Below are 19,309 nucleotides of genomic sequence, written 5' to 3'. Positions count from 1 at the left end.
ACCCGGCTCTTAACAGAGCCGGGTTTTTTCTTGTTACTTCTTCATCTGCGACAAAATCACCTGACACTGATTCGCTTCGCCTTCCGACGGAGAGATCAGCGCCAGTAGCGCGGCAGCCGGTGTGACCAGCGTTGCCAGCGCCGCGGCCACCGCACCGCGGGCAATCAGCGGCCCCGGCTTCACGCCGTAATCCGGGTTTTTAAAGGTGCCGCGCACGTACAGCGGCGAGCGCAGCGTGACAATGCGTATCCCTTTACTTTCCGGATCGATGGTTAAATCGAGCTGCTCCGAGGCAAAGCTGGCGGTGCCGGTAATGTTGACCACCGCGTTTTCGGTGTCGAACGCGAAGATTTGCGGGCGCGCCACGCCACGGCGGATATCCAGGTTGGCGGCGGCGCAGTTGACGCGCACTTCTTCATCACCAAAGATTTGCCCGACCAGGAAATTGCCCACGTTGAGACCGAGAATTTCCATCAGGTTGCGGCTAATCAGCCCGTCGTTCATCAGCAGCTTGAGATTACCGTCGCTGCTGCCCAGCAGGGCGGCGATGGAGTTGCCGGTGCCGCGGAACTCCGCATCACCGTTCATTTCGCCGAGCGTTTTCTGCATCAATTCCACGTCCGGCATCAGCTGTTTGAGCTTCAGGCGGCGCGCCTGAATATCGGCCTCGCCCCGCATCGGGTTTTTCCGGCCATCGAGGTGGATGTTGGAGGCAATAGTGCCGCCCGCCATGCCGAACTTGAGTGGCTTAAGACGTAAATCGCCGTTATTCAGCAGGATATGGGTAGAGAGATCGCTCAGTGGCAGGGTGGAGCTGTGCTCGATGCGCCGTCCTTTAAACCGCACATCGGCATCCATGGTATCCCACTTATCCGTCTCGAATTTGTCATACGGTAAAACCTTGCCTGCCGGTTGCGCGGATTTCTCGCCTTTTTTCTGCTCGGACTGGCGGCTCTTCTCTGCGCCTTTACCGGAATCCACCCCAATCAGCGGACCTAAATCCGCCAGCCGCAGCTGGCGCGATTCCAGATCGCCTTCCAGTTTCGGGCGCGGTTCACGCTGGCTGTAGGTTAGCGAGCCGCGAATGTCACTGTCGCCGATACGGCCACGGAAGCCGCGATAGTCGAAAACTGAGCCTTTTTCGGCATCGATTTTCGCCACCAGACGCCCGTCGGTTTCAAAAGGTGGGGTATCCGGCAGCAGTACGCCGGTCAGTTCATACAGTTCCCCTAATGAATCCCCGCTGAATTTGAGCTGGAGATCCACGCCGCCCATTTTCATCGGATCGTTCACGGTGCCCTGAAACGCCACCCGCGTATTGCCGGAGCGAATATCGGCCTGCACCGGGAACGGCGTACCTTCGCTGCGCAGCGCCAGCATTCCGCCAATTTTCCCGCTACCCTGCACGCTCTGCTCGTTATAACGGCCCTTCATTTTTAAGCCGAAAATGTAATCACCGGGTTTTTTATCGTCGTCTTTGGCTTTCTGGCCGCTGACTTCGCTGTACGGCAGCGGTTTGCCCAGCGGGTCGACCAGGATTTCCACATCGGCCTTAGAGACGCTGTCATCCACCGCGATGCGGCCTTCATCGAACAGAATATTGTCCAGACGGAACGACCAGGATGAGGGCTGCTGCGGCTCGTCTTCGCTATCGCTTTTCGCCATATCGAAGGTCCAGTTATTGGTTTTTTCATTAATGCGGATCAGCCTGGCATCGGGTTTAACCAGCTTAATCCAGGGTAGATACACGGTTTTCGACAGCAGCGCCAGCGGGGCCAGCGTGGCTTCCACGCGCGGCAAATGCACCATGGTGATGGCAGGGATATCGGGCGGGTTACCGAGGATAATATCGTTGGCGTACACGTGGGGCCACGGTACCCAGCTGCGCCAGCCCGGCTCGTCGCGGTTGCGCGCCCAGGCGACGCTAAGATCGCCGCGAATAGCAAACGGACGGTTCAGTTCAGTAGAAACTTTTTGGTTGATGGTTGGCTTCAGCCTGTTCCAGTCAAATGTCGCAATAACAATCACAACCACCACAACCAACAACAAAAAAGCGCCTGCTACTCCGCTTATAATTTTTCCGGTTCGCGTCATGCCCACCTCTGTTTGATTATCTTTTTTAATAAAGATAGTTCAGCACAGAGAAAGGGCATCAAAGCAGCAGCATTTCTACCTCATCCAGGGTGCTGAAACAGACCGGACGCGACAGATAATAGCCCTGTGCTGCCAGCGCGGGCGATCCCTGAACGTCCTGCCACTCTTCTACGGTTTCGACGCCCTCGACAATCACGCCGTTGCAGTAGCGGTTCATTAGCTGGAGTAGTTGAGTAAACAGATTGCGCCCTTCCGGGGTGGTGCGCAGCATGATAAACAGCTCGCGCGCCACTTTGATGTAGTCATAGCGCACCTCGCTTAAGGCCGAGAAATTCGCCATGCCGGTGCCGAAATCGTCCAGCCACAGCGGGCCAAATTCGCTCATCCCCGCAAGGTTAGAGTCTTCCGGCAGGCGGATATGCTCTACCAGTTCAAAGCGCACCCAGGGCAGTTGGTTGACCAGTTGCAGAATATCGCTGCGCTCGCGCATGGCGATAAGCGTGGGGCCATCGACATTCACCGACGCCAGCACCTCGTGGCGCAGGAAGAAATGTTCCCGCTGCTGGAGCATCCGCAGCTGTTCTTCAATCACGCTCAGGCGCAGGCGTACCGGGATCGCGGCGAAATAGCGATCCGGCGCGATGCGCTGTTGGGGATTGGCAGGATGCGTGACGACCGTCAACAGCTCCACGGCCAGCAGTTTGCCGTTGGTTTTATAGATTGGCTGATAAGTATAAGCACGCTCACACTGCAACCAATATCGATGCTCTTCTAAATTTTCGATACTCGCGGCGGGCATTGTCAGCCGGTGAGTGACCTGCTTTAACTTCATCGTCATCGTCCTGTTAAACGGGGTGACATACCTGGACATTGGGATTATCGGCCCCGCGCTTGAGAACTTTATGTTTCGTTCGTAACCAATTCTGGCAGTTTTTTGGGGATTTAGTTTCGGGATCGCCACCTGGCTCAAAAAAATTATCGGAACATTGTTTTAAAATATTTGACGACTTTTCGTTCGCAGCACACACTGCGCATAATATTGATAATCCGGGTTGGCCACTATGTCGTTGAAAAAGATTGCCGTCATTGGCGAATGCATGATTGAACTGTCGCAGAAAGGCGCGGAAGTAAACCGCGGATTTGGCGGCGATACGCTGAATACCTCTGTTTATATCGCGCGTCAGGTTGATGCCGAAGCGCTGGGCGTACACTACGTAACCGCGCTGGGCCAGGACAGCTTCAGCCAGCAGATGCTGGAAGCGTGGCAGGCCGAGCAGGTTCAGACATCGCTGATCCAGCGTATGGAAAACCGTCTGCCGGGCCTGTACTACATCGAAACCGACGAGACCGGCGAGCGCACCTTTTACTACTGGCGCAACGAAGCTGCCGCGCGTTTCTGGCTGGAGAGCGAGCAGGCACCGGCAATTTGCGCCGAACTGGCGCAGTTTGATTACATCTATTTAAGCGGCATCAGCCTGGCGATCTTAAGCCCGGAAAGCCGTGAGAAACTGCTGGCGCTGCTGCGCCAGTGCCGCGCCAACGGCGGGAAAGTGATTTTCGACAACAACTACCGTCCGCGCCTGTGGGCCAGCAAAGAAGTGACCCAGCAGGTTTACCAGCAGATGCTGACCTGTACTGATATCGCCTTCCTGACGCTGGACGACGAAGACGCGCTATGGGGCGAGAAGCCAGTTGAGGAGGTGGTTGCCCGCACTCAGGCGGCTGGCGTCAGCGAAGTGGTGATTAAGCGCGGCGCGGATTCTTGCCTGGTGGCGATTGCCGGCGAACCGCTGCTGGACGTCCCGGCGGTGAAACTGCCGAAAGAGAAAGTGATCGACACCACCGCAGCAGGCGACTCGTTCAGCGCCGGTTATCTGGCGGTGCGCCTGACCGGCGGCGATGCCGAAGCGGCGGCGAAGCGTGGTCACCTCACCGCCAGCACCGTGATCCAGTATCGTGGCGCGATTATTCCGCGTGAGGCGATGCCGCAGTAATTTCTGCCAGCGGCGGATAAATATCGAAGCGATGGCTTTTGGTCGTCACCGCCGACTGGGTGGCGACGCCCGCCAGCGGCGGCGCATAGTCGGGGCGTTTGACCACAATGCGTTTAGTTGCCAGACGTCGGGCGGGTTCCAGTAATCCGTCCGCGTCGATATCCGGCCCTACCAGCGACTGAAACACCCGCATCTCTTTCTTTACCAGCGCGCTTTTCTGCTTGTGGGGAAACATCGGATCGAGATACACCACCTGCGGACGCGGAGTGATATTTTCCAGCGCCGTCAGGCTGGAGGCGTGGATCAGATGCAGCCGTTCCCGTAGCCAGGAGCCGATTTCCGGGTCCTGATAGCCGCGCGCCAGACCGTCATCCAGCAGCGCCGCCACTACCGGATTGCGTTCCAGCATCCGCACATGGCACCCTACCGACGCCAGCACAAAGGCATCGCGCCCCAGGCCCGCCGTGGCATCCACCACATCCGGCAGATAATCGCCCTTAATGCCGACCGCTTTAGCGACCGCTTCGCCGCGACCGCCGCCGAATTTACGGCGATGGGCCATCGCACCGGAGACAAAATCGACAAAAATCCCGCCGAGTTTAGGTTCATCGCGCTTACGCAGTTCCAGATGTTCCGCCGTCAGCACCAGCGCCATCGGGTTATCAGCGTCGTGGTTGAGCCCCCAGCGCTGCGCCAGAAGTGATAAGGCGCCGTCTCCGGCGCCTGTTTCATCAATTAAACAGATGTTCACGAGAAGGGTTAACCCTTAATGCCGTAGTGTTCCAGCATCGCATCCAGCTGCGGTTCGCGGCCCCGGAAGCGTTTGAACAGCTCCATTGGCTCTTCGGATCCGCCGCGGGTCAGGATGTTGTCGAGGAACGCCTGGCCGGTTTGACGGTTGAAAATCCCTTCTTCTTCGAAGCGGGAGTAGGCATCCGCCGCCAGCACATCGGCCCACAGGTAGCTGTAGTAGCCCGCCGCGTAGCCGCCAGCAAAAATGTGGCTGAACGCGTGCGGGAAACGGCCCCATGATGGACCCGGGATCAGCGCCACCTGGCTCTTAATTTCCGCCAGGGTTTCGAGGATTTTCGCTCCGAGATCCGGGCTGAACTCCGCATGCAGGCGGAAATCGAACAGGCCGAACTCCAGCTGGCGCAGGATAAACATCGCCGCCTGGTAGTTTTTCGCCGCCAGCATTTTCTCCAGCAGTTCCTGCGGCAGCGGTTCGCCGGTTTCATAATGGCCGGAGATAAACGCCAGCGCGTCCGGCTCCCAGCACCAGTTTTCCATAAACTGGCTCGGCAGCTCTACCGCATCCCACGGCACCCCGCTGATGCCCGCCACCCCTGGGGTTTCGATACGCGTCAGCATATGGTGCAGGCCGTGGCCGAATTCGTGGAACAGGGTGATCACTTCGTCGTGGGTAAACAGCGCCGGTTTGCCGTTCAGCGGACGGTTGAAGTTACAGGTGAGATAGGCCACCGGTTTTTGCAGCGAGCCGTCGGCTTTGCGCATCTGGCCGACGCAGTCGTCCATCCACGCGCCGCCGCGCTTGTTTTCGCGGGCGTACAGGTCGAGATAGAAACTGCCGCGCAGTTCGCCGCTGTCGTCATACAGCTCGAAGAAGCGCACGTCCGGATGCCAGACGTCCACGTCTTTACGCTCTTTGGCCGTTATGCCGTAAATGCGTTTAACGACTTCGAACAGACCGTTGACCGCTTTGTTTTCCGGGAAGTACGGGCGTAGCTGTTCGTCGCTGATGCTGTACAGATGCTGCTTCTGTTTTTCGCTGTAGTAGGCGATATCCCACGGATGCAGTTCATCCACGCCGTACTGCGCTTTAGCGAAATCGCGCAGCTGGGCCAGCTCTTTTTCACCCTGCGGACGGGCGCGTTTTGCCAGATCGGTTAAGAAATCCAGCACCTGCTGCGGGTTTTCTGCCATTTTGGTGGCGAGGGATTTATGGGCGTAGTTTTCAAAGCCCAGCAGTTCCGCCAGCTCATGACGCAGCGCCAGGATCTCCGCCATAATCGGGCTGTTATCCCATTTCCCGGCGTTTGGACCCTGGTCAGAGGCGCGGGTGCTGTAGGCGCGGTACATCTCTTCACGCAGCGCCTGGTTGTCGCAGTAGGTCATTACCGGCAGGTAGCTCGGGATATCCAGCGTCAGCAGATAACCCTGCTGCTCTTTGGCTTCGGCCTGAGCTTTGGCGGCGGCCAGCGCGCTTTCCGGCATCCCGGAGAGTTCAGATTCGTCAGCGACCAGTTTGCTCCAGCCCATGGTAGCGTCGAGCACGTTGTTGCTGTAGGTGGAACCCAGCTCGGACAGACGCGCGGCGATCTCGCCATAGCGCTGCTGTTTGTCTTTCGGCAGACCAATGCCGGAGAGTTCAAAATCACGCAGCGCATTATCCACTGCTTTTTTCTGAGCGGTGTCGAGGGCGGCGTAGTGCTCGCCGTCACGCAGATCGCGGTACGCGTTATACAGCCCTTCATGTTGGCCGACCCAGGTGCTGTATTCGGACAGCAGCGGCAGGGTTTGCTCGTAGGCTTCGCGCAGTTCCGGGCTGTTCTGCACCGAATTGAGGTGGCTGACCGGCGAGAAAATGCGCCCTAAACGATCGTCCACTTCCGCCAGCGGCTGGCACAGCGTCTCCCAGCGGTACGGCGCGCCTTTCGCGACCACTTCTTCCACACGCTGACGGCAGGCATCCAGCGCTTGCGTCACAGCGGGCACCACATGTTCAGGTTTAATAGCGGAGAAGGGCGGCAACTCGAAAGGGACGAGTAATGGATTGGTCATAAGCGCGTTCCTGATTAAAAGGTAAGTGAAGCGCGTCGATTGGCGCTTTGTTCATTGTGTGGTGATCTGGGGTTTAGTGTAGTGGATTTCAATGGTCGCCGTCGGCAATCCCCGGTCGGGTTAACTTTCCGGTATACTGTCGCCATACCCTTAAGATCCCATCTGGAAACGTTCTACATGCTTAGCTATCGCCATAGCTTCCACGCCGGTAACCACGCCGACGTGCTGAAGCACACCGTACAAAGCCTTATCATTGAATCCCTTAAAGAAAAAGAGAAACCGTTTCTCTATCTGGATACCCATGCGGGCGCAGGGCGTTATCAGTTAAGCGGCGAGCATGCGGAGCGTACCGGCGAATATCTGGAAGGCATCGCGCGCATCTGGCAGCAGGACGATTTACCTGCGGAGCTGGAGCCGTACATCAGCGCGGTGGAACATTTCAACCGTGGCGGGCAACTGCGTTATTACCCCGGTTCACCGCTGATCGCGCGCCAGCTGCTGCGCCCGCAGGACAGCATGCAGCTCACCGAACTGCACCCCAGCGATTTCCCTCTGCTGCGTGCTGAATTTCAGAAAGACGACCGCGCCACCGTCAGCCGTTCCGACGGCTATCAGCAGTTAAAAGCCAAACTGCCGCCGGTGTCGCGCCGTGGGTTGATTCTTATCGATCCGCCCTATGAAATGAAAACTGACTATCAGGCGGTAGTGACCGGTATTAAAGAAGGCTACAACCGCTTTGCGACTGGCGTATACGCCCTGTGGTATCCGGTGGTGCTGCGCCAGCAGATCAAACGCATGGTTCATGCGCTGGAAGAAACCGGCATTCGGCGTATTCTGCAAATCGAACTGGCGGTACTGCCGGACAGCGATCGTCGCGGCATGACCGCGTCGGGGATGATTGTGATTAACCCGCCGTGGAAGCTGGAACAGCAGATGAACAGCGTGCTGCCCTGGCTGCACAAAAAGCTGGTGCCAGCGGGAACCGGCCACGCGACCGTCAGCTGGATCGTGCCGGAATAATCGCAGCCATCGATGGAACCTATTGATTTCAGGTATACAATCGCGGCAATCAGACATTAAGGACCAGAATCATGACCAGACATTATGACTACCTCGCTATCGGCGGCGGCAGCGGTGGTATTGCCTCCATTAACCGGGCAGCCATGTACGGGAAGAAGTGCGCGCTGATTGAAGCCAAAGAGCTGGGCGGCACCTGCGTCAACGTGGGTTGCGTGCCGAAAAAAGTGATGTGGCATGCGGCGCAAATCGCGGAAGCTATCCATCTGTACGGCCCGGATTACGGTTTCGATACCACCGTGAATCATTTCGACTGGAAAAAGCTGGTCGCCAGCCGTACCGCCTACATCGACCGCATTCACACCTCTTATGAGACGGTGTTAAAGAAAAACATTGTTGATGTGATCCGTGGCTTCGCGCGTTTTGTTGATGCGCATACCGTGGAAGTGAACGGCGAGACCATCACCGCTGACCATATTCTGATTGCTACCGGCGGCCGTCCGTCTATCCCGTCAATTCCGGGTGCGGAATACGGCATTAATTCCGACGGCTTCTTTGAGCTGGACGAGATGCCAAAACGCGTTGCGGTAGTGGGCGCGGGTTACATCGCCGTAGAAATCGCCGGCGTGGTTAACGCGCTGGGGGCGGATACCCATTTGTTCGTGCGTAAACACGCGCCGCTGCGTAACTTTGATCCGCTGATTGTCGAAACGCTGGTGGAAGTGATTAACACCGAAGGCCCGACGCTGCACACCCAGGCGATCCCGAAAGCGGTGGTGAAAAACGCCGACGGCAGCCTGACGCTGCAACTGGAAGATGGCCGTAGCGAAACCGTTGACTGCCTGATTTGGGCGATTGGCCGCGAACCGGCGAACGACACCTTCAACCTGGAAGCGACAGGCGTTAAAACCAACGAAAAAGGCTATATCGTCGTCGATAAATTCCAGAATACCAGTGTTGATGGCATTTACGCGGTAGGCGATAACACCGGCGCGGTAGAACTGACGCCGGTCGCGGTTGCTGCCGGCCGCCGTCTCTCCGAGCGCCTGTTTAACAACAAGCCGGAAGAGCATCTGGATTACACCAACGTCCCGACCGTGGTGTTCAGCCACCCGCCGATCGGCACCGTGGGCCTGACCGAACCGCAGGCGCGCGAGCAGTACGGCGACGACCAGGTGAAAGTGTATAAATCGTCGTTCACCGCGATGTACACCGCCGTGACCTCTCACCGCCAGCCGTGCCGCATGAAATTAGTGTGCGTCGGCCCGGAAGAGAAAATCGTCGGCATTCACGGGATTGGCTTCGGAATGGATGAAATCCTGCAAGGTTTCGCGGTGGCGCTGAAAATGGGCGCGACCAAGAAAGACTTTGATAATACCGTGGCGATCCATCCGACAGCGGCGGAAGAGTTTGTGACGATGCGTTAAGCACAGAGCATTGTTTTTGATATCTGCTTATCTGAAAAACTGGCCGTAAGGGCCAGTTTTTGTTTTTCCGGACCGGAAGTCATTATCAATTTAGCGCGGTAATAACTTACCTCTTTTATAAGCCCGTTAATGCGTATTAATGTGGATCCTCGAATAAAGTGCTCGCCATTTCTTTGGCGTTACGCCTTTGTATTTTTTAAATATTTCCCGGAAATAGGCTGTATCTGTAAATCCGCATCGGGTGGCAATATCGGGCAGAGAAAACAGACTTGTAACGAGTAAACTTTCTGCCGTTTTTACCCGTTGTTGATTGATCTCATCGGTGACCGTAAGACCACGATATTGTCTGAATAAGCGTCCGAGGTAATCAGGGTTGCATTTCAATTTCGCCGCTACGGATGAGGTGGAAATTTTTAAATGATAATGTGTCCGAATGTAGGCTGCTGCCTGTTGAACCAGCACGCTTTCATTTTCGGTATGTTTATCAAACGGTACAGAAGCGGCGAGTTTTTTCAAAATTAACAGAAAAATTGTGTTCAGCAATTCAACGGGCGCGTTTGCCGTTTGTTCACTGAGAAATAAGCGGAACAAGGAGGCAACCGAATTTGAGTCTTTTACTCGTATATAATTAGCTAACGTTATGGTGCTTTCACCGGGTAGCAAAGCGGGCAACTCTGAGGGTAATAAAGTGAAATGGATCCAAAAGAATTTTAAGTCAGCAGGAAAATTATCGGTGCCTTCATGGGTTTTTCCGGGAGCCAGAATAAGGCACTGTCCTGCCCCGACGGTATAATAGTCATTATCTTCACGAATGGATAACGAGCCAGATTCAACAAATATTAACTCCCAGGAGTGAATAATCCGCCGGGGGTGGATCCCCTGGCCGCGTGAAATAAATAATCCGCCATTTTCTATTTTAAGACCAATATTGCTGATGACTTCGATCATGTCGTCTCCTGCAACACCACGGAAAATCCGCGGAGTTGAAAAGGATGAGTGCACCTGATTAACGCCGTTTTTGTTACATGACGTATGGTCAACGCCCATAATACAGGCTGAGATATCGCCACAGCGGTATCGGATTCACAATATTCCTTTTTGTTGAACTGTATCACAAAAATCTATGGCAAGTCGGAATCGTCGCGTTTTTATGCTTTTTGCTCCCTATCCCGAGTTACGCCTTCACCCCTAGAATCATCTCAAGGAAATTTCTTTATGTTCTCGTCAAATATACGCAATCAATTTATTAATAATTGAGGTAAGGCTATGACAGACACCCGGATTGATTCTGGACATCTCGTTTCTCCGGAAATTAACGACAAACTTTCAATAAAAGAAAAAATTGGTTATGGGCTGGGTGATGCCGGTGGAACAATCATCACCTTTTTGATTGGGAAGTTTTTAACCTTTTTTTATACCGATATTTTTGGATTAACGCCTGCTGTCGTGGGCACGCTGTTCGTTGTATTGCGTATTTTTGATGCGATTACCGACCCGATGATGGGGTTGGTTGCTGACCGAACTCGCAGCAAATATGGGCGTTTTCGCCCCTGGCAACTCTGGGTGGCGCTGCCGTTGGGGATGGTGGTGGTATTAACGTTTACCGTACCCGATCTTAGCTACAACATGAAACTGGTCTGGGCGTTTGGCACTTACCTGATGCTATCAATTGGTTATACCGCCATTAACGTGCCTTATTGCGCGCTCATTAACAGTATGACGACTAAACGTGAAGAGGTGATTGCGTGTCAGACCTGGCGTTTTGCTTTGTGCGGTATTGCCGGGCTGATGGTTTCAGCTGGCTTACCCTATCTGGTAGCAAGCCTGGGCCAGGGCAATACTGCACAGGGCTATCAGTATGGCGTCTCCGTACTGGCTTTAGCGGCTATTGCGATGTTTCTGTGCTGCTTCTACTGGGTTCAGGAGCGGACATCCAGCAGCCTGATGGGGCAGGTCTCTTTACGCCAGACGTTCGCGCTGGTGAAGCAAAACGATCAGTTGTTATTAATGCTGCTGATGTCATTCGTCATCATTAACTGCTTCAACATTCGTGGCGGTAGTTACATGTATTTCATTACTTACGTCCTGGAGGGGAAAGTCGGTTATTCGTCGCTGTTCTTTACCTCACTGGCGATGTCTTCCATCCTCGGAGCAATGGTTGTTAACCGTGTTACCCGCAAATTTGATGCCGTTAAGGTTTATTACTACACCAATTTGTTTTTAGCGGCAGCAGCGCTTTTGATGTGGTTTTTACCCGCCAGTCCAGCCTGGCAGACGCTGTGGCTGGTGATCATTTTCACCAATGGTGTAGTGCTGGGTTTTACCTTGCCGCTGCATTTTTCCATCATGGCTTTTGCCAATACCTATGGACAGTGGAAAACGGGGGTTAAGACTTCGGGTTTTAATTTCGCCATCAATTTATTCTGCATCAAAATGGCCTGGGCATCCGGGGCGGCCATGATCAGCCTGGTACTGGTTATTGTGGCCTATAGGCCCGGCCTGGAAAACCAGACGGCATTTTCGCTTCAGGGGATCACCGCGCTGCAAACTTTCTTACCCGCCATATTCCATCTGCTGCTGGCTTTATTGGTACGCCGCTGCAAATTAACCTCAGACACAATGCGCACAATAAGGCTGGAACTGGATACGCATTCTGTACGCTGATCATCATGAGGAATGACCATGACTTCGCTGTTTGATTTTCACAAAATTAAAATTACCGATACGTTTTTCGGCGACTACCAGCGCCTCACTCGGGAGGTCGTCATCCCTTATCAGTGGGATGCGATTAATGACCGTATCACCGATGCCGAACCCAGCCACGCGCTGCGTAACTTCAGGATTGCCGCAGGACTTGAAGAAGGCGAGTTCTACGGCATGGTTTTTCAGGATAGTGACGTAACCAAATGGCTGGAAGCGGTTGCCTGGTCTCTGAGCCAGTATCCGGATGCGGCGCTTGAAGCAACCGCCGATGCGGTCATCGATCTTTTAGAGCAGGCGCAGTGGGAAGATGGATACCTTAACACCTGGTATACCGTTAAAGAGCCTGGTCAGCGCTGGACAAATCTGGCAGAAAACCACGAGCTTTATTGTGCCGGGCATCTGTTTGAAGCCGCTGTGGCCTACTATCTGGTCACCGGGAAACAGAAAATTATCGATATCTCCTGTCGCTTTGCCGATCATATCGACAGCGTATTTGGACGAAACAGCGGACAGATCAAAGGCTATCCAGGGCATCCAGAAATTGAGCTGGCGCTATTAAAACTCTACGAAGTCACCGCGAATCGTCGGTATCTGGATCTCGCCACTTACTTTATTGATGAGCGGGGTACGACGCCGCATTTCTACGAGAGTGAATATGAAAAACGCGGTTTTACCTGGCGTTCCGTGACTAACGGACCCGGCTGGATGTTTAAAGATAAAGCTTACAGCCAGGCGCATGCCCCTTTAAAAGAACAACAAGAAGCCATCGGGCATGCGGTACGCTTCGCCTATCTGCTGACCGGAGCGGCGCATCTGGCGCATTTAAAACAGGACGATGCCCGCTATCAAGTGTGTCGTCGCTTATGGGACAGCATGGTTCAGCGCCAGATGTATATTACAGGCGGTATTGGTTCCCAGGCGCGTGGTGAAGCATTTAGCTGTAATTACGACCTGCCTTCCGATACGGCTTATACCGAAACCTGTGCCTCTATCGCCGTGATGATGTTTGCCCGACGAATGCTGGAATGTGAAGGGGATGCGGAGTATGCGGACGTGATGGAACGCGCATTGTACAACACGGTGCTCGGCGGGATGTCGCTTGACGGCAGGCACTTTTTCTATGTGAACCCGCTGGAAACAGCCCCGGTTGCTATCCGACACAATCATAAATATGAGCATGTAAAACCGGTTCGCCAGCGCTGGTTTGGCTGCGCCTGTTGCCCGCCAAATATCGCCCGGACGTTATCGGGCATCGGACAATATATTTATACCGTTCATCCAGAAACGCTGTTTATTAATCTGTTTGTGGGCAATACCTGGACGCATCAGATTGATGGGCAGCCGTTAACGCTGACGCTCGAAGGTCACTATCCTACCCAGGATAAGATAGCCATCACCGTCGACTGCCCGAAGGAAATAACGCATACCCTGGCCGTGCGTATCCCTGGCTGGTGCGCCAATGCCGTGGTGAAAGTGAACGGCGATCCGGTAAACTACGAGCCGATCAAAGGTTACCTGCATCTTCACCGATGCTGGAAAGCGGGCGACATCATCGAAATGCAGTTACCGATGTCTGTCCGACCGGTGTATGCCCATCCGCAAGTCAGACAGCTTGCCGGGAAAGTGGCGCTTCAGCGTGGGCCTTTGGTCTATTGCCTGGAGGAGGCGGATAATGGTTGCGATTTGCACAACCTTTGGCTGGATGAGCGCCTGCCGTTCACATTGATTTCTGGCACCGGCCTGATGCAAGGAAAAACGCTTATTCAGGCGAGTGGCGTCCGGCTTCGTGCGTTGTCGGACGATACAGGGTCGTTATATCGGTTTGATCAGCCTGCTACCGAAGGCGAATCCGTGGCGCTAACATTTATTCCCTGGTATGCATGGGCCAACCGGGGAGAGGGTGAAATGCGAATTTGGGTAAATAGCCAGCGCTACCAGTAACGTTGTCCGTTCCCTTCAGCAGCAAGGGGCTGGAAAAGGTTTTCGATGGCTTGAGGCGTTTGCTTCAAGCCATTTTTATTTTAACGTCCCACCCGCATAAACTGCTGCTCCAGCATCTCTCTCCCCCACTGATCGCCCTGCCATTCGCGGGCCAGCGTAAATCCAAATGACTCATACAGCCTACGCGCCGCATCAAGCCCGCTAAACGTCCAGAGCTGCGTGGCTGCGAACCTCTGGCGGTCGCAAAAATCCATCGCCTCACTCAGTAACCGGCGGCCCATGCCGCTGCCGCGACAGTCGTCGTCGAGGATAAACCAGCGCAGGTGCGCTTCGTTATTACCCAGGTCTTCGCCGTCGATAGCAACCGACCCGACAATCCGCCCGTGATGCTTCACCAGCCAGATCTGATTGCACGGCCTGTCCAGCCGCGTGCAAAATTCCGCCAGACCCGACGCGACTTTGCCTTCAAAGAAGTGCCCGAAATCATAATGTTTAGCGTAGTAACTGCCGTGCATTTCGCTGATGCGGCCAATCATGCCGGGATGATACCCGGTAACAATTTCAAACGGGCTGGCCTCGCTAACGCGTGCGCCGTTCCGGCAGGCTTCCAGCGCGTGGGCATAGGCCGCCAGCCCACGGGCCACGGACTGTTGCTGGGAAGGGTTAAGCTGTTCCAGCGCCTCGACTACCCGCATCGCGCCGTACTGGTTTATCCGCGCAACGCTTTCCCGCCCTTGTTCAGTGAGTTGCAGTTGCTTGACCCGCCCGTCCTGCGCCGAAGGCGTTTCCTGCAACTCACCGGCGGCGATCAGTTTGCTGACCATCCGGCTGACGCTGGATTTTTCCAGCCCAAGGATTTGCACCAGTTGCGCGGCGGTAAGCGCGCCGTGAGCGTCAATTTCCACCAGCGTATGGACGGCGGAAGGAGAATAGTCCGTGGCGGCAAGCGTGGCATTCATAAAGCCCAGCTCGCGAACCATCAGGCGCGAAGAGACACGAATGTCGTTGATAATGGCGGAGTCGATCATAAAGGCATCTGAGAGCGGTAAATGGTTGTGCAATACAACCATTTGTTTGAATCGCTGTCAACGATTCATCCTGAGGGATAACTGGCGATGCATTCCCACTGTTCCCCTTCCACCCGATACACCGATTCCGTCAGCCCGGCCATGACCCACTCCTGGTACCCGTCTTCCGCGCAGGCGACCCAGACACACAGCCCGCAGCCGCCGCGCAGCTGGCGCGGGATATCAGTGACGCGAAAATCGATTCCCGCCGCCTGGAGCGCCCGGCGGGTTTTCACCACGCCGAGGGTACTGTGGAACAGAAACAGGTATTCGGTCATCGGCGTTTCCCCGGCTGCTGGCCGATCAGCGCTGCGCCTACCGCACCGGCATACTGGGCGTCGGGATGGGTTTGTACCGTCATGCCCACGTGTTGCGTCAGCTTCTCGACAAACACGGCGCAGTGGCTGACGCCACCGGTAAACAACACCGGCCCCTGTGCCGACAATCTGCCGATAAAGTTTGCGCTGCGGCGCGCCATGGCGTTGACGATCCCGGCGAGAATCGCTTCCGGGGCGACGCCCGCCGAGCGCAGGCTGATGACTTCTGATTCGGCGAATACCGTACACATGCTGGTGATGGCGTGCGGCTCCACGCCGTGGGTAATCGCGTCGAGCTGATCAACGCTGGCACCGAGGGTGCGCGAGATGACTTCCAGAAAGCGTCCAGTGCCGGCGGCGCATTTGTCGTTCATCAGAAAATCGGTCAGGTTGCCCTGCTCGTCGAGCTGGATGACTTTACTGTCCTGGCCGCCGATGTCGATCACCGTGCGGGTGTCCGGCACCAGCAGGCGCGCGCCCAGACCATGGCAGGAGATTTCCGTAACCTGTTTATCGGCGAAATCCACCAGTTGTCGTCCATAGCCGGTGAGGGTGAGGAAAGGGCGTTCGTCCAGCCCGGCGCTGAGGTTTTGCCAGGCTTCGCTTATTGCCGTTTCCGGGCGGAACGGCGTCGGGCACAGGAAGCGGCGCACAATCGCGCCGTCCTGTAACAGTACGCCTTTGGTGGTGGTCGAACCGGAATCAATGCCTACTGATACAGCCACAACCGCTCCTTAAAGCATTTCGATAAAGGCCGCCACGCGGGTGCTGAGTTGCCCGATATCCGAGGTAGAGTAATCGGTCTCGATAGCGATATACGGGATGTTGTGGTTTTCACGCACGTGGCGCTTAATTGCCAGCGATTCTACGGCGTATGTATGGCAGGCCTGCAAAATCACATCCACCACGCCGTCGGCCTGGTACTCTTCCACCATCTGGCTAAGCAGTTTCAGGCGTTGGTCGTTAGGGGAAATGCAGGAGCAGCCAATCGCCAGATATTTGTCGGTGAGCGCGTCGTACACATCGCCGGTTTCATCCACGCAGTGTTCGGTCGCTTTCGCGCCGGTGCAGTTTTCAAAGCCCACCACCCAACCGCCGTTCTCCTCGATGGCGCGCACCACTTTTTCCGCCGCGCCGCCGATGGGGCAACCGGTGATCAGAATCCGCGGGCGGGCTTCCAGCCGTTTGCCGTCCTGCCACTCCTGACGCACGCGTGCCGCCATGCCGTTCAGTTCGTCGATCAGCGCTTTTTTGTCGAAGCGGAAGGTCGCGCCGTATACTACTTTGAGGATATCCATGCCGCTGAGCGCGGGCGGATTAAGCTGCCCGACGTGATAAAAATTGGCTGTGGCGCGGCGTTCCTGGTTTTTCAGCGCGATGGCCTCGCGCAGCGCCTGCTCGGTGATTGTCGTGCCAAAACGCTGTTCAACGGCGTCCTTCAGACGATGGATTTCCGCCTTCCATAACGCGCGGGACGCGGCATCAGTGGCGCTGTTCGGGAGTTGCATGACGTGCACGGCCTTAAAATCGGCCATGTATTCGTACATCTTTTTCTTGCCGTCGCAGGTGGTTTCACCCACCACCAGGTCGGAGAAATAGAAGTAGGGGCATTTATCGGTTTTCCCGAAACCGTAGCTGCTTTTAATCAGTGGGCACAGGTTGCGCGGCAGGTCTTTTTCAGCTTCCTCGATGGTCTCATCGGAGGTGGAGCACAGCGAGACGACCACCGCGCCGGCAGCCATGGGGATCTCCTGAGGCATAAAGGTGCAATAGGTTCCCACCAGCGGAACGCCTTGCTCTTTGAGATCCATGACGGTGATAAAACCTTTCTGACGGGCTTCGGAGAACTGATCGAAAATGGCGGGTAATTCAGTGATAAGAGACATATTTTTCCTTCCCCGTTACACGGGCGAGAGTAAAATTGGCCCCGCATTATAGGCACACTGAATGAATGGTTTTGTTGATCTCTGGCGGGTAAAGGGTACTTGCATGGGGAGGTTGTGACGGCTCTGAGAGCCGTCACCGGTTGCGTTATTTCTTCGGCTTTTTCGCCGGGGATTTTTTGACTGCGGCTTCATTTTCGATCGGCGGAACCGAACCGATATCGGTGCCGGTCACCGGGTTAACCGAAGGATCGGACGCGGTACGCGCAATCATGCTGTCGAGATTGGCTTTCTGCGAGGCAGGCAGTTGAACGCTTGCCAGGCCATCGCCGCCATCTACCGCCGGTTGTGGGTCGGCGACATAGGTGAAGTTCTCGTCGGAATTCCAGCTGCCGCGCATGTCGTCGCCTTCGGACATATTGAAGTAAACGTTGGAGTATTGTTCGATCGGCGGCAATTTCCCGGCCGGGAAATTATTGCGGATCGAATACAGCGCTTTCTCAAATGAAATCTGGTGCGCCACTTCGCGGGTCATCAGGAAGCCCAGCGCGTCTTTTACGCCAACGTCGTCGGTCAGGTTAATCAGGCGCTCATAGATGATTTTGGCGCGGGCTTCGGCCGCAATGTTGGAGCGCAAGTCGGCGGTGACTTCGCCGATGGTATCAATGTAAGCCGCTGTCCAGGGCACACCCGCAGAGTTGACCAGCGCCGGACCGCCGCCATACAGCAGCGAGGTCAGATGGCTATCGTTACCGTTGCCGGTGATGGTGCGGTAGAGCTCGCCTTCTTTTTCTGTACCTTCGGCCAGGTCGCCTTTGGCACCTTTGTTCAGCATCCCCACCAGCGAACCGATGATTTCCAGGTGGCTCAACTCCTCGGTAGCGATATCCATCAGCATATCTTTACGGCCCGGATCGTCATCTCCCAGCCCCTGAGTAAAGTAGCGGCACGCCGCCGCCAGCTCGCCCTGTGGGCCGCCAAACTGTTCGAGCAGCAGGTTTGCCAGGCCGGGATTCGGTTCTGATACGCGTACTGTGTACTGTAGTTGTTTAACATGTCTGAACATAGCTCACTCCGCAAAAGTAAAAGGCAGTAAAATGCCCGCGTTAACGGCGGGCATCCTGCAAAAGAAGGGATTATTTTTTAGCTTCGACGCCAGGAGCGGCGTCACGAACCAGGAACTGTTCGGTGACATCAGGAATATGATTTAACGCCCACTCCGCCATGGCCATTTCCTGCTCGCGGATCTGTTCAAAGATGCGTGCGCCTTCCTGGTCACCGACCAGCTGCGCCGCCGCAATCAGCGAGGTGTAGCAAGCGACTTCAAAGTGTTCAAAGGCATAGCTGCTGAGCGCGCCTTTCACCACTTCGTCATCAGCAAACATACCGCCCATCGCCTGGCCGGTAGCCGCCATCTTGCCCATCACGTCTTTGAAGGTGGAGTTGGAGGTGTTGTGACGATCGATAACGGATTGAATCAGCGTTTGCTGCTGGCGAGTTTCTTCAATGTGCTGCTCAATGCGCGCTTTCAGATCCGGATAGTGCTCCAGTCGTCCGGCCATTTTCTCAAGCATGGATTCAGCCTGTTTCTCCATCGCATGCGCATCTCTTACCCAGTCCAGATAGTTTTCTTCGTAAGTCGTTGCCATGATTATTCCTCTTAGATTAAACACCTGATCGAAAATAACAGTCGGGATATTCTCCGCTCTGTTCTGCAATAGCAGAACCCACTACGGATAAATATCAGCGCTTCGATTCCACGGTAGTTTTCTCAGACCGTAACCATCGTTTTCTGATAAAAATAATGAGTATTATCGTCGTACCAGTTTTTTACGCTGGCTGGATAAGGATAGACGTCAAAGTGCGATTCATCCTCGGTTGAAGACACTAAGAATAGTTTCAGGATTTTTCTTAACCCCCGATAATATATCGTTAGCGGTGTGGCGCAACGGCAGTCAGGCGTTATGATTCTCATATTTTATATATCCTGGCTATCGCGGTTGGCTGCAAGCGAAGCGGCAAATAAATTATTCGGGAAATAATAATTTTCGCGTCTCGTCGGGC

16 protein-coding genes are annotated in these 19,309 nt (G+C 55.1%); 5 read left to right on the top strand and 11 right to left on the bottom strand.

Annotated features, from left to right (window positions below; translation table 11 throughout):
* Positions 1-33 precede the first annotated feature (33 nt).
* Entirely contained in the window at positions 34-2,094 is a 2,061-nt protein-coding gene (locus FND52_RS15840; protein WP_144131784.1) for an AsmA family protein, read from the bottom strand.
* 58 nt (positions 2,095-2,152) lie between these two features.
* Positions 2,153-2,926: a cyclic-guanylate-specific phosphodiesterase gene (pdeH, locus tag FND52_RS15835; RefSeq protein WP_125292698.1), complete on the bottom strand. Its 774-nt coding sequence runs from the start codon at positions 2,924-2,926 to the stop codon at positions 2,153-2,155.
* Positions 2,927-3,155: 229 nt separating this feature from the next.
* Between pdeH and kdgK the strand changes: the two genes are divergently transcribed.
* On the top strand, positions 3,156-4,088 hold the full coding sequence (gene kdgK, locus FND52_RS15830; protein WP_125292697.1) for a 2-dehydro-3-deoxygluconokinase: 933 nt from the start codon (positions 3,156-3,158) through the stop codon (positions 4,086-4,088).
* Here kdgK and rsmJ read toward each other — a convergent pair.
* On the bottom strand, positions 4,060-4,839 hold the full coding sequence (rsmJ, locus tag FND52_RS15825; RefSeq protein ID WP_144131783.1) for a 16S rRNA (guanine(1516)-N(2))-methyltransferase RsmJ: 780 nt from the start codon (positions 4,837-4,839) through the stop codon (positions 4,060-4,062). The genes kdgK and rsmJ overlap by 29 nt on opposite strands.
* An 8-nt stretch (positions 4,840-4,847) precedes the next feature.
* Positions 4,848-6,890, bottom strand: coding sequence for an oligopeptidase A (prlC, locus tag FND52_RS15820; protein WP_144131781.1), 2,043 nt, complete (start codon positions 6,888-6,890; stop codon positions 4,848-4,850).
* Positions 6,891-7,067: 177 nt separating this feature from the next.
* On the opposite strand from prlC, the gene FND52_RS15815 reads away from it, so the two are divergent.
* Positions 7,068-7,910, top strand: a complete 843-nt coding sequence (locus FND52_RS15815) for a 23S rRNA (adenine(2030)-N(6))-methyltransferase RlmJ (protein ID WP_125292694.1) — start codon at positions 7,068-7,070, stop codon at positions 7,908-7,910.
* Positions 7,911-7,981: 71 nt separating this feature from the next.
* Positions 7,982-9,334 carry a glutathione-disulfide reductase gene (gorA, locus tag FND52_RS15810; RefSeq protein WP_125292693.1) on the top strand — a complete coding sequence of 451 codons (1,353 nt, stop codon included), beginning with the start codon at positions 7,982-7,984 and terminating at the stop codon, positions 9,332-9,334.
* Positions 9,335-9,460: 126 nt separating this feature from the next.
* Here gorA and FND52_RS15805 read toward each other — a convergent pair whose 3' ends face one another.
* On the bottom strand, positions 9,461-10,282 hold the full coding sequence (locus FND52_RS15805; RefSeq protein ID WP_167509369.1) for a helix-turn-helix transcriptional regulator: 822 nt from the start codon (positions 10,280-10,282) through the stop codon (positions 9,461-9,463).
* 318 nt (positions 10,283-10,600) lie between these two features.
* Here FND52_RS15805 and FND52_RS15800 point away from each other — a divergent pair, with 318 nt between their 5' ends.
* Together FND52_RS15800 and FND52_RS15795 are read left to right on the top strand one after the other, a co-directional pair.
* Positions 10,601-11,998: a glycoside-pentoside-hexuronide (GPH):cation symporter gene (locus tag FND52_RS15800; protein ID WP_144131777.1), complete on the top strand. Its 1,398-nt coding sequence runs from the start codon at positions 10,601-10,603 to the stop codon at positions 11,996-11,998.
* Positions 11,999-12,016: 18 nt separating this feature from the next.
* The gene (locus tag FND52_RS15795; RefSeq protein ID WP_425277911.1) at positions 12,017-13,978 is read left to right on the top strand and encodes a glycoside hydrolase family 127 protein; all 1,962 of its coding nucleotides are present in this window, start codon (positions 12,017-12,019) and stop codon (positions 13,976-13,978) included.
* Between the two features lie 80 nt (positions 13,979-14,058).
* Here FND52_RS15795 and FND52_RS15790 read toward each other — a convergent pair whose 3' ends face one another.
* The 6 genes from FND52_RS15790 to FND52_RS15765 form a co-directional block, all read right to left on the bottom strand.
* Positions 14,059-15,006: a bifunctional helix-turn-helix transcriptional regulator/GNAT family N-acetyltransferase gene (locus tag FND52_RS15790; RefSeq protein ID WP_144132042.1), complete on the bottom strand. Its 948-nt coding sequence runs from the start codon at positions 15,004-15,006 to the stop codon at positions 14,059-14,061.
* 65 nt (positions 15,007-15,071) lie between these two features.
* Complete coding sequence (locus FND52_RS15785) at positions 15,072-15,323, bottom strand: putative Se/S carrier protein (protein WP_144131773.1); 252 nt, start codon at positions 15,321-15,323, stop codon at positions 15,072-15,074.
* Positions 15,320-16,087, bottom strand: a complete 768-nt coding sequence (gene yjiL / locus FND52_RS15780) for a putative 2-hydroxyacyl-CoA dehydratase activator YjiL (RefSeq protein WP_125292688.1) — start codon at positions 16,085-16,087, stop codon at positions 15,320-15,322. Before yjiL ends, FND52_RS15785 begins: the two co-directional genes overlap by 4 nt.
* A 9-nt stretch (positions 16,088-16,096) precedes the next feature.
* Entirely contained in the window at positions 16,097-17,248 is a 1,152-nt protein-coding gene (locus FND52_RS15775; protein WP_144131771.1) for a double-cubane-cluster-containing anaerobic reductase, read from the bottom strand.
* 145 nt (positions 17,249-17,393) lie between these two features.
* Positions 17,394-18,311, bottom strand: coding sequence for a manganese catalase family protein (locus FND52_RS15770; protein ID WP_144131769.1), 918 nt, complete (start codon positions 18,309-18,311; stop codon positions 17,394-17,396).
* Positions 18,312-18,381: 70 nt separating this feature from the next.
* Positions 18,382-18,894 (bottom strand): ferritin-like domain-containing protein, encoded by a 513-nt coding sequence (locus FND52_RS15765; protein ID WP_125292685.1) that lies wholly within the window; start codon positions 18,892-18,894, stop codon positions 18,382-18,384.
* Positions 18,895-19,309 lie beyond the last annotated feature (415 nt).

The organism is Atlantibacter subterraneus (assembly GCF_007570865.1).
Classification (GTDB): Bacteria; Pseudomonadota; Gammaproteobacteria; order Enterobacterales; family Enterobacteriaceae; genus Atlantibacter; species Atlantibacter subterraneus.
The sequence above is the reverse complement of the archived record's forward strand: the minus strand, read 5'-3'. Positions and strand labels throughout refer to the sequence as shown.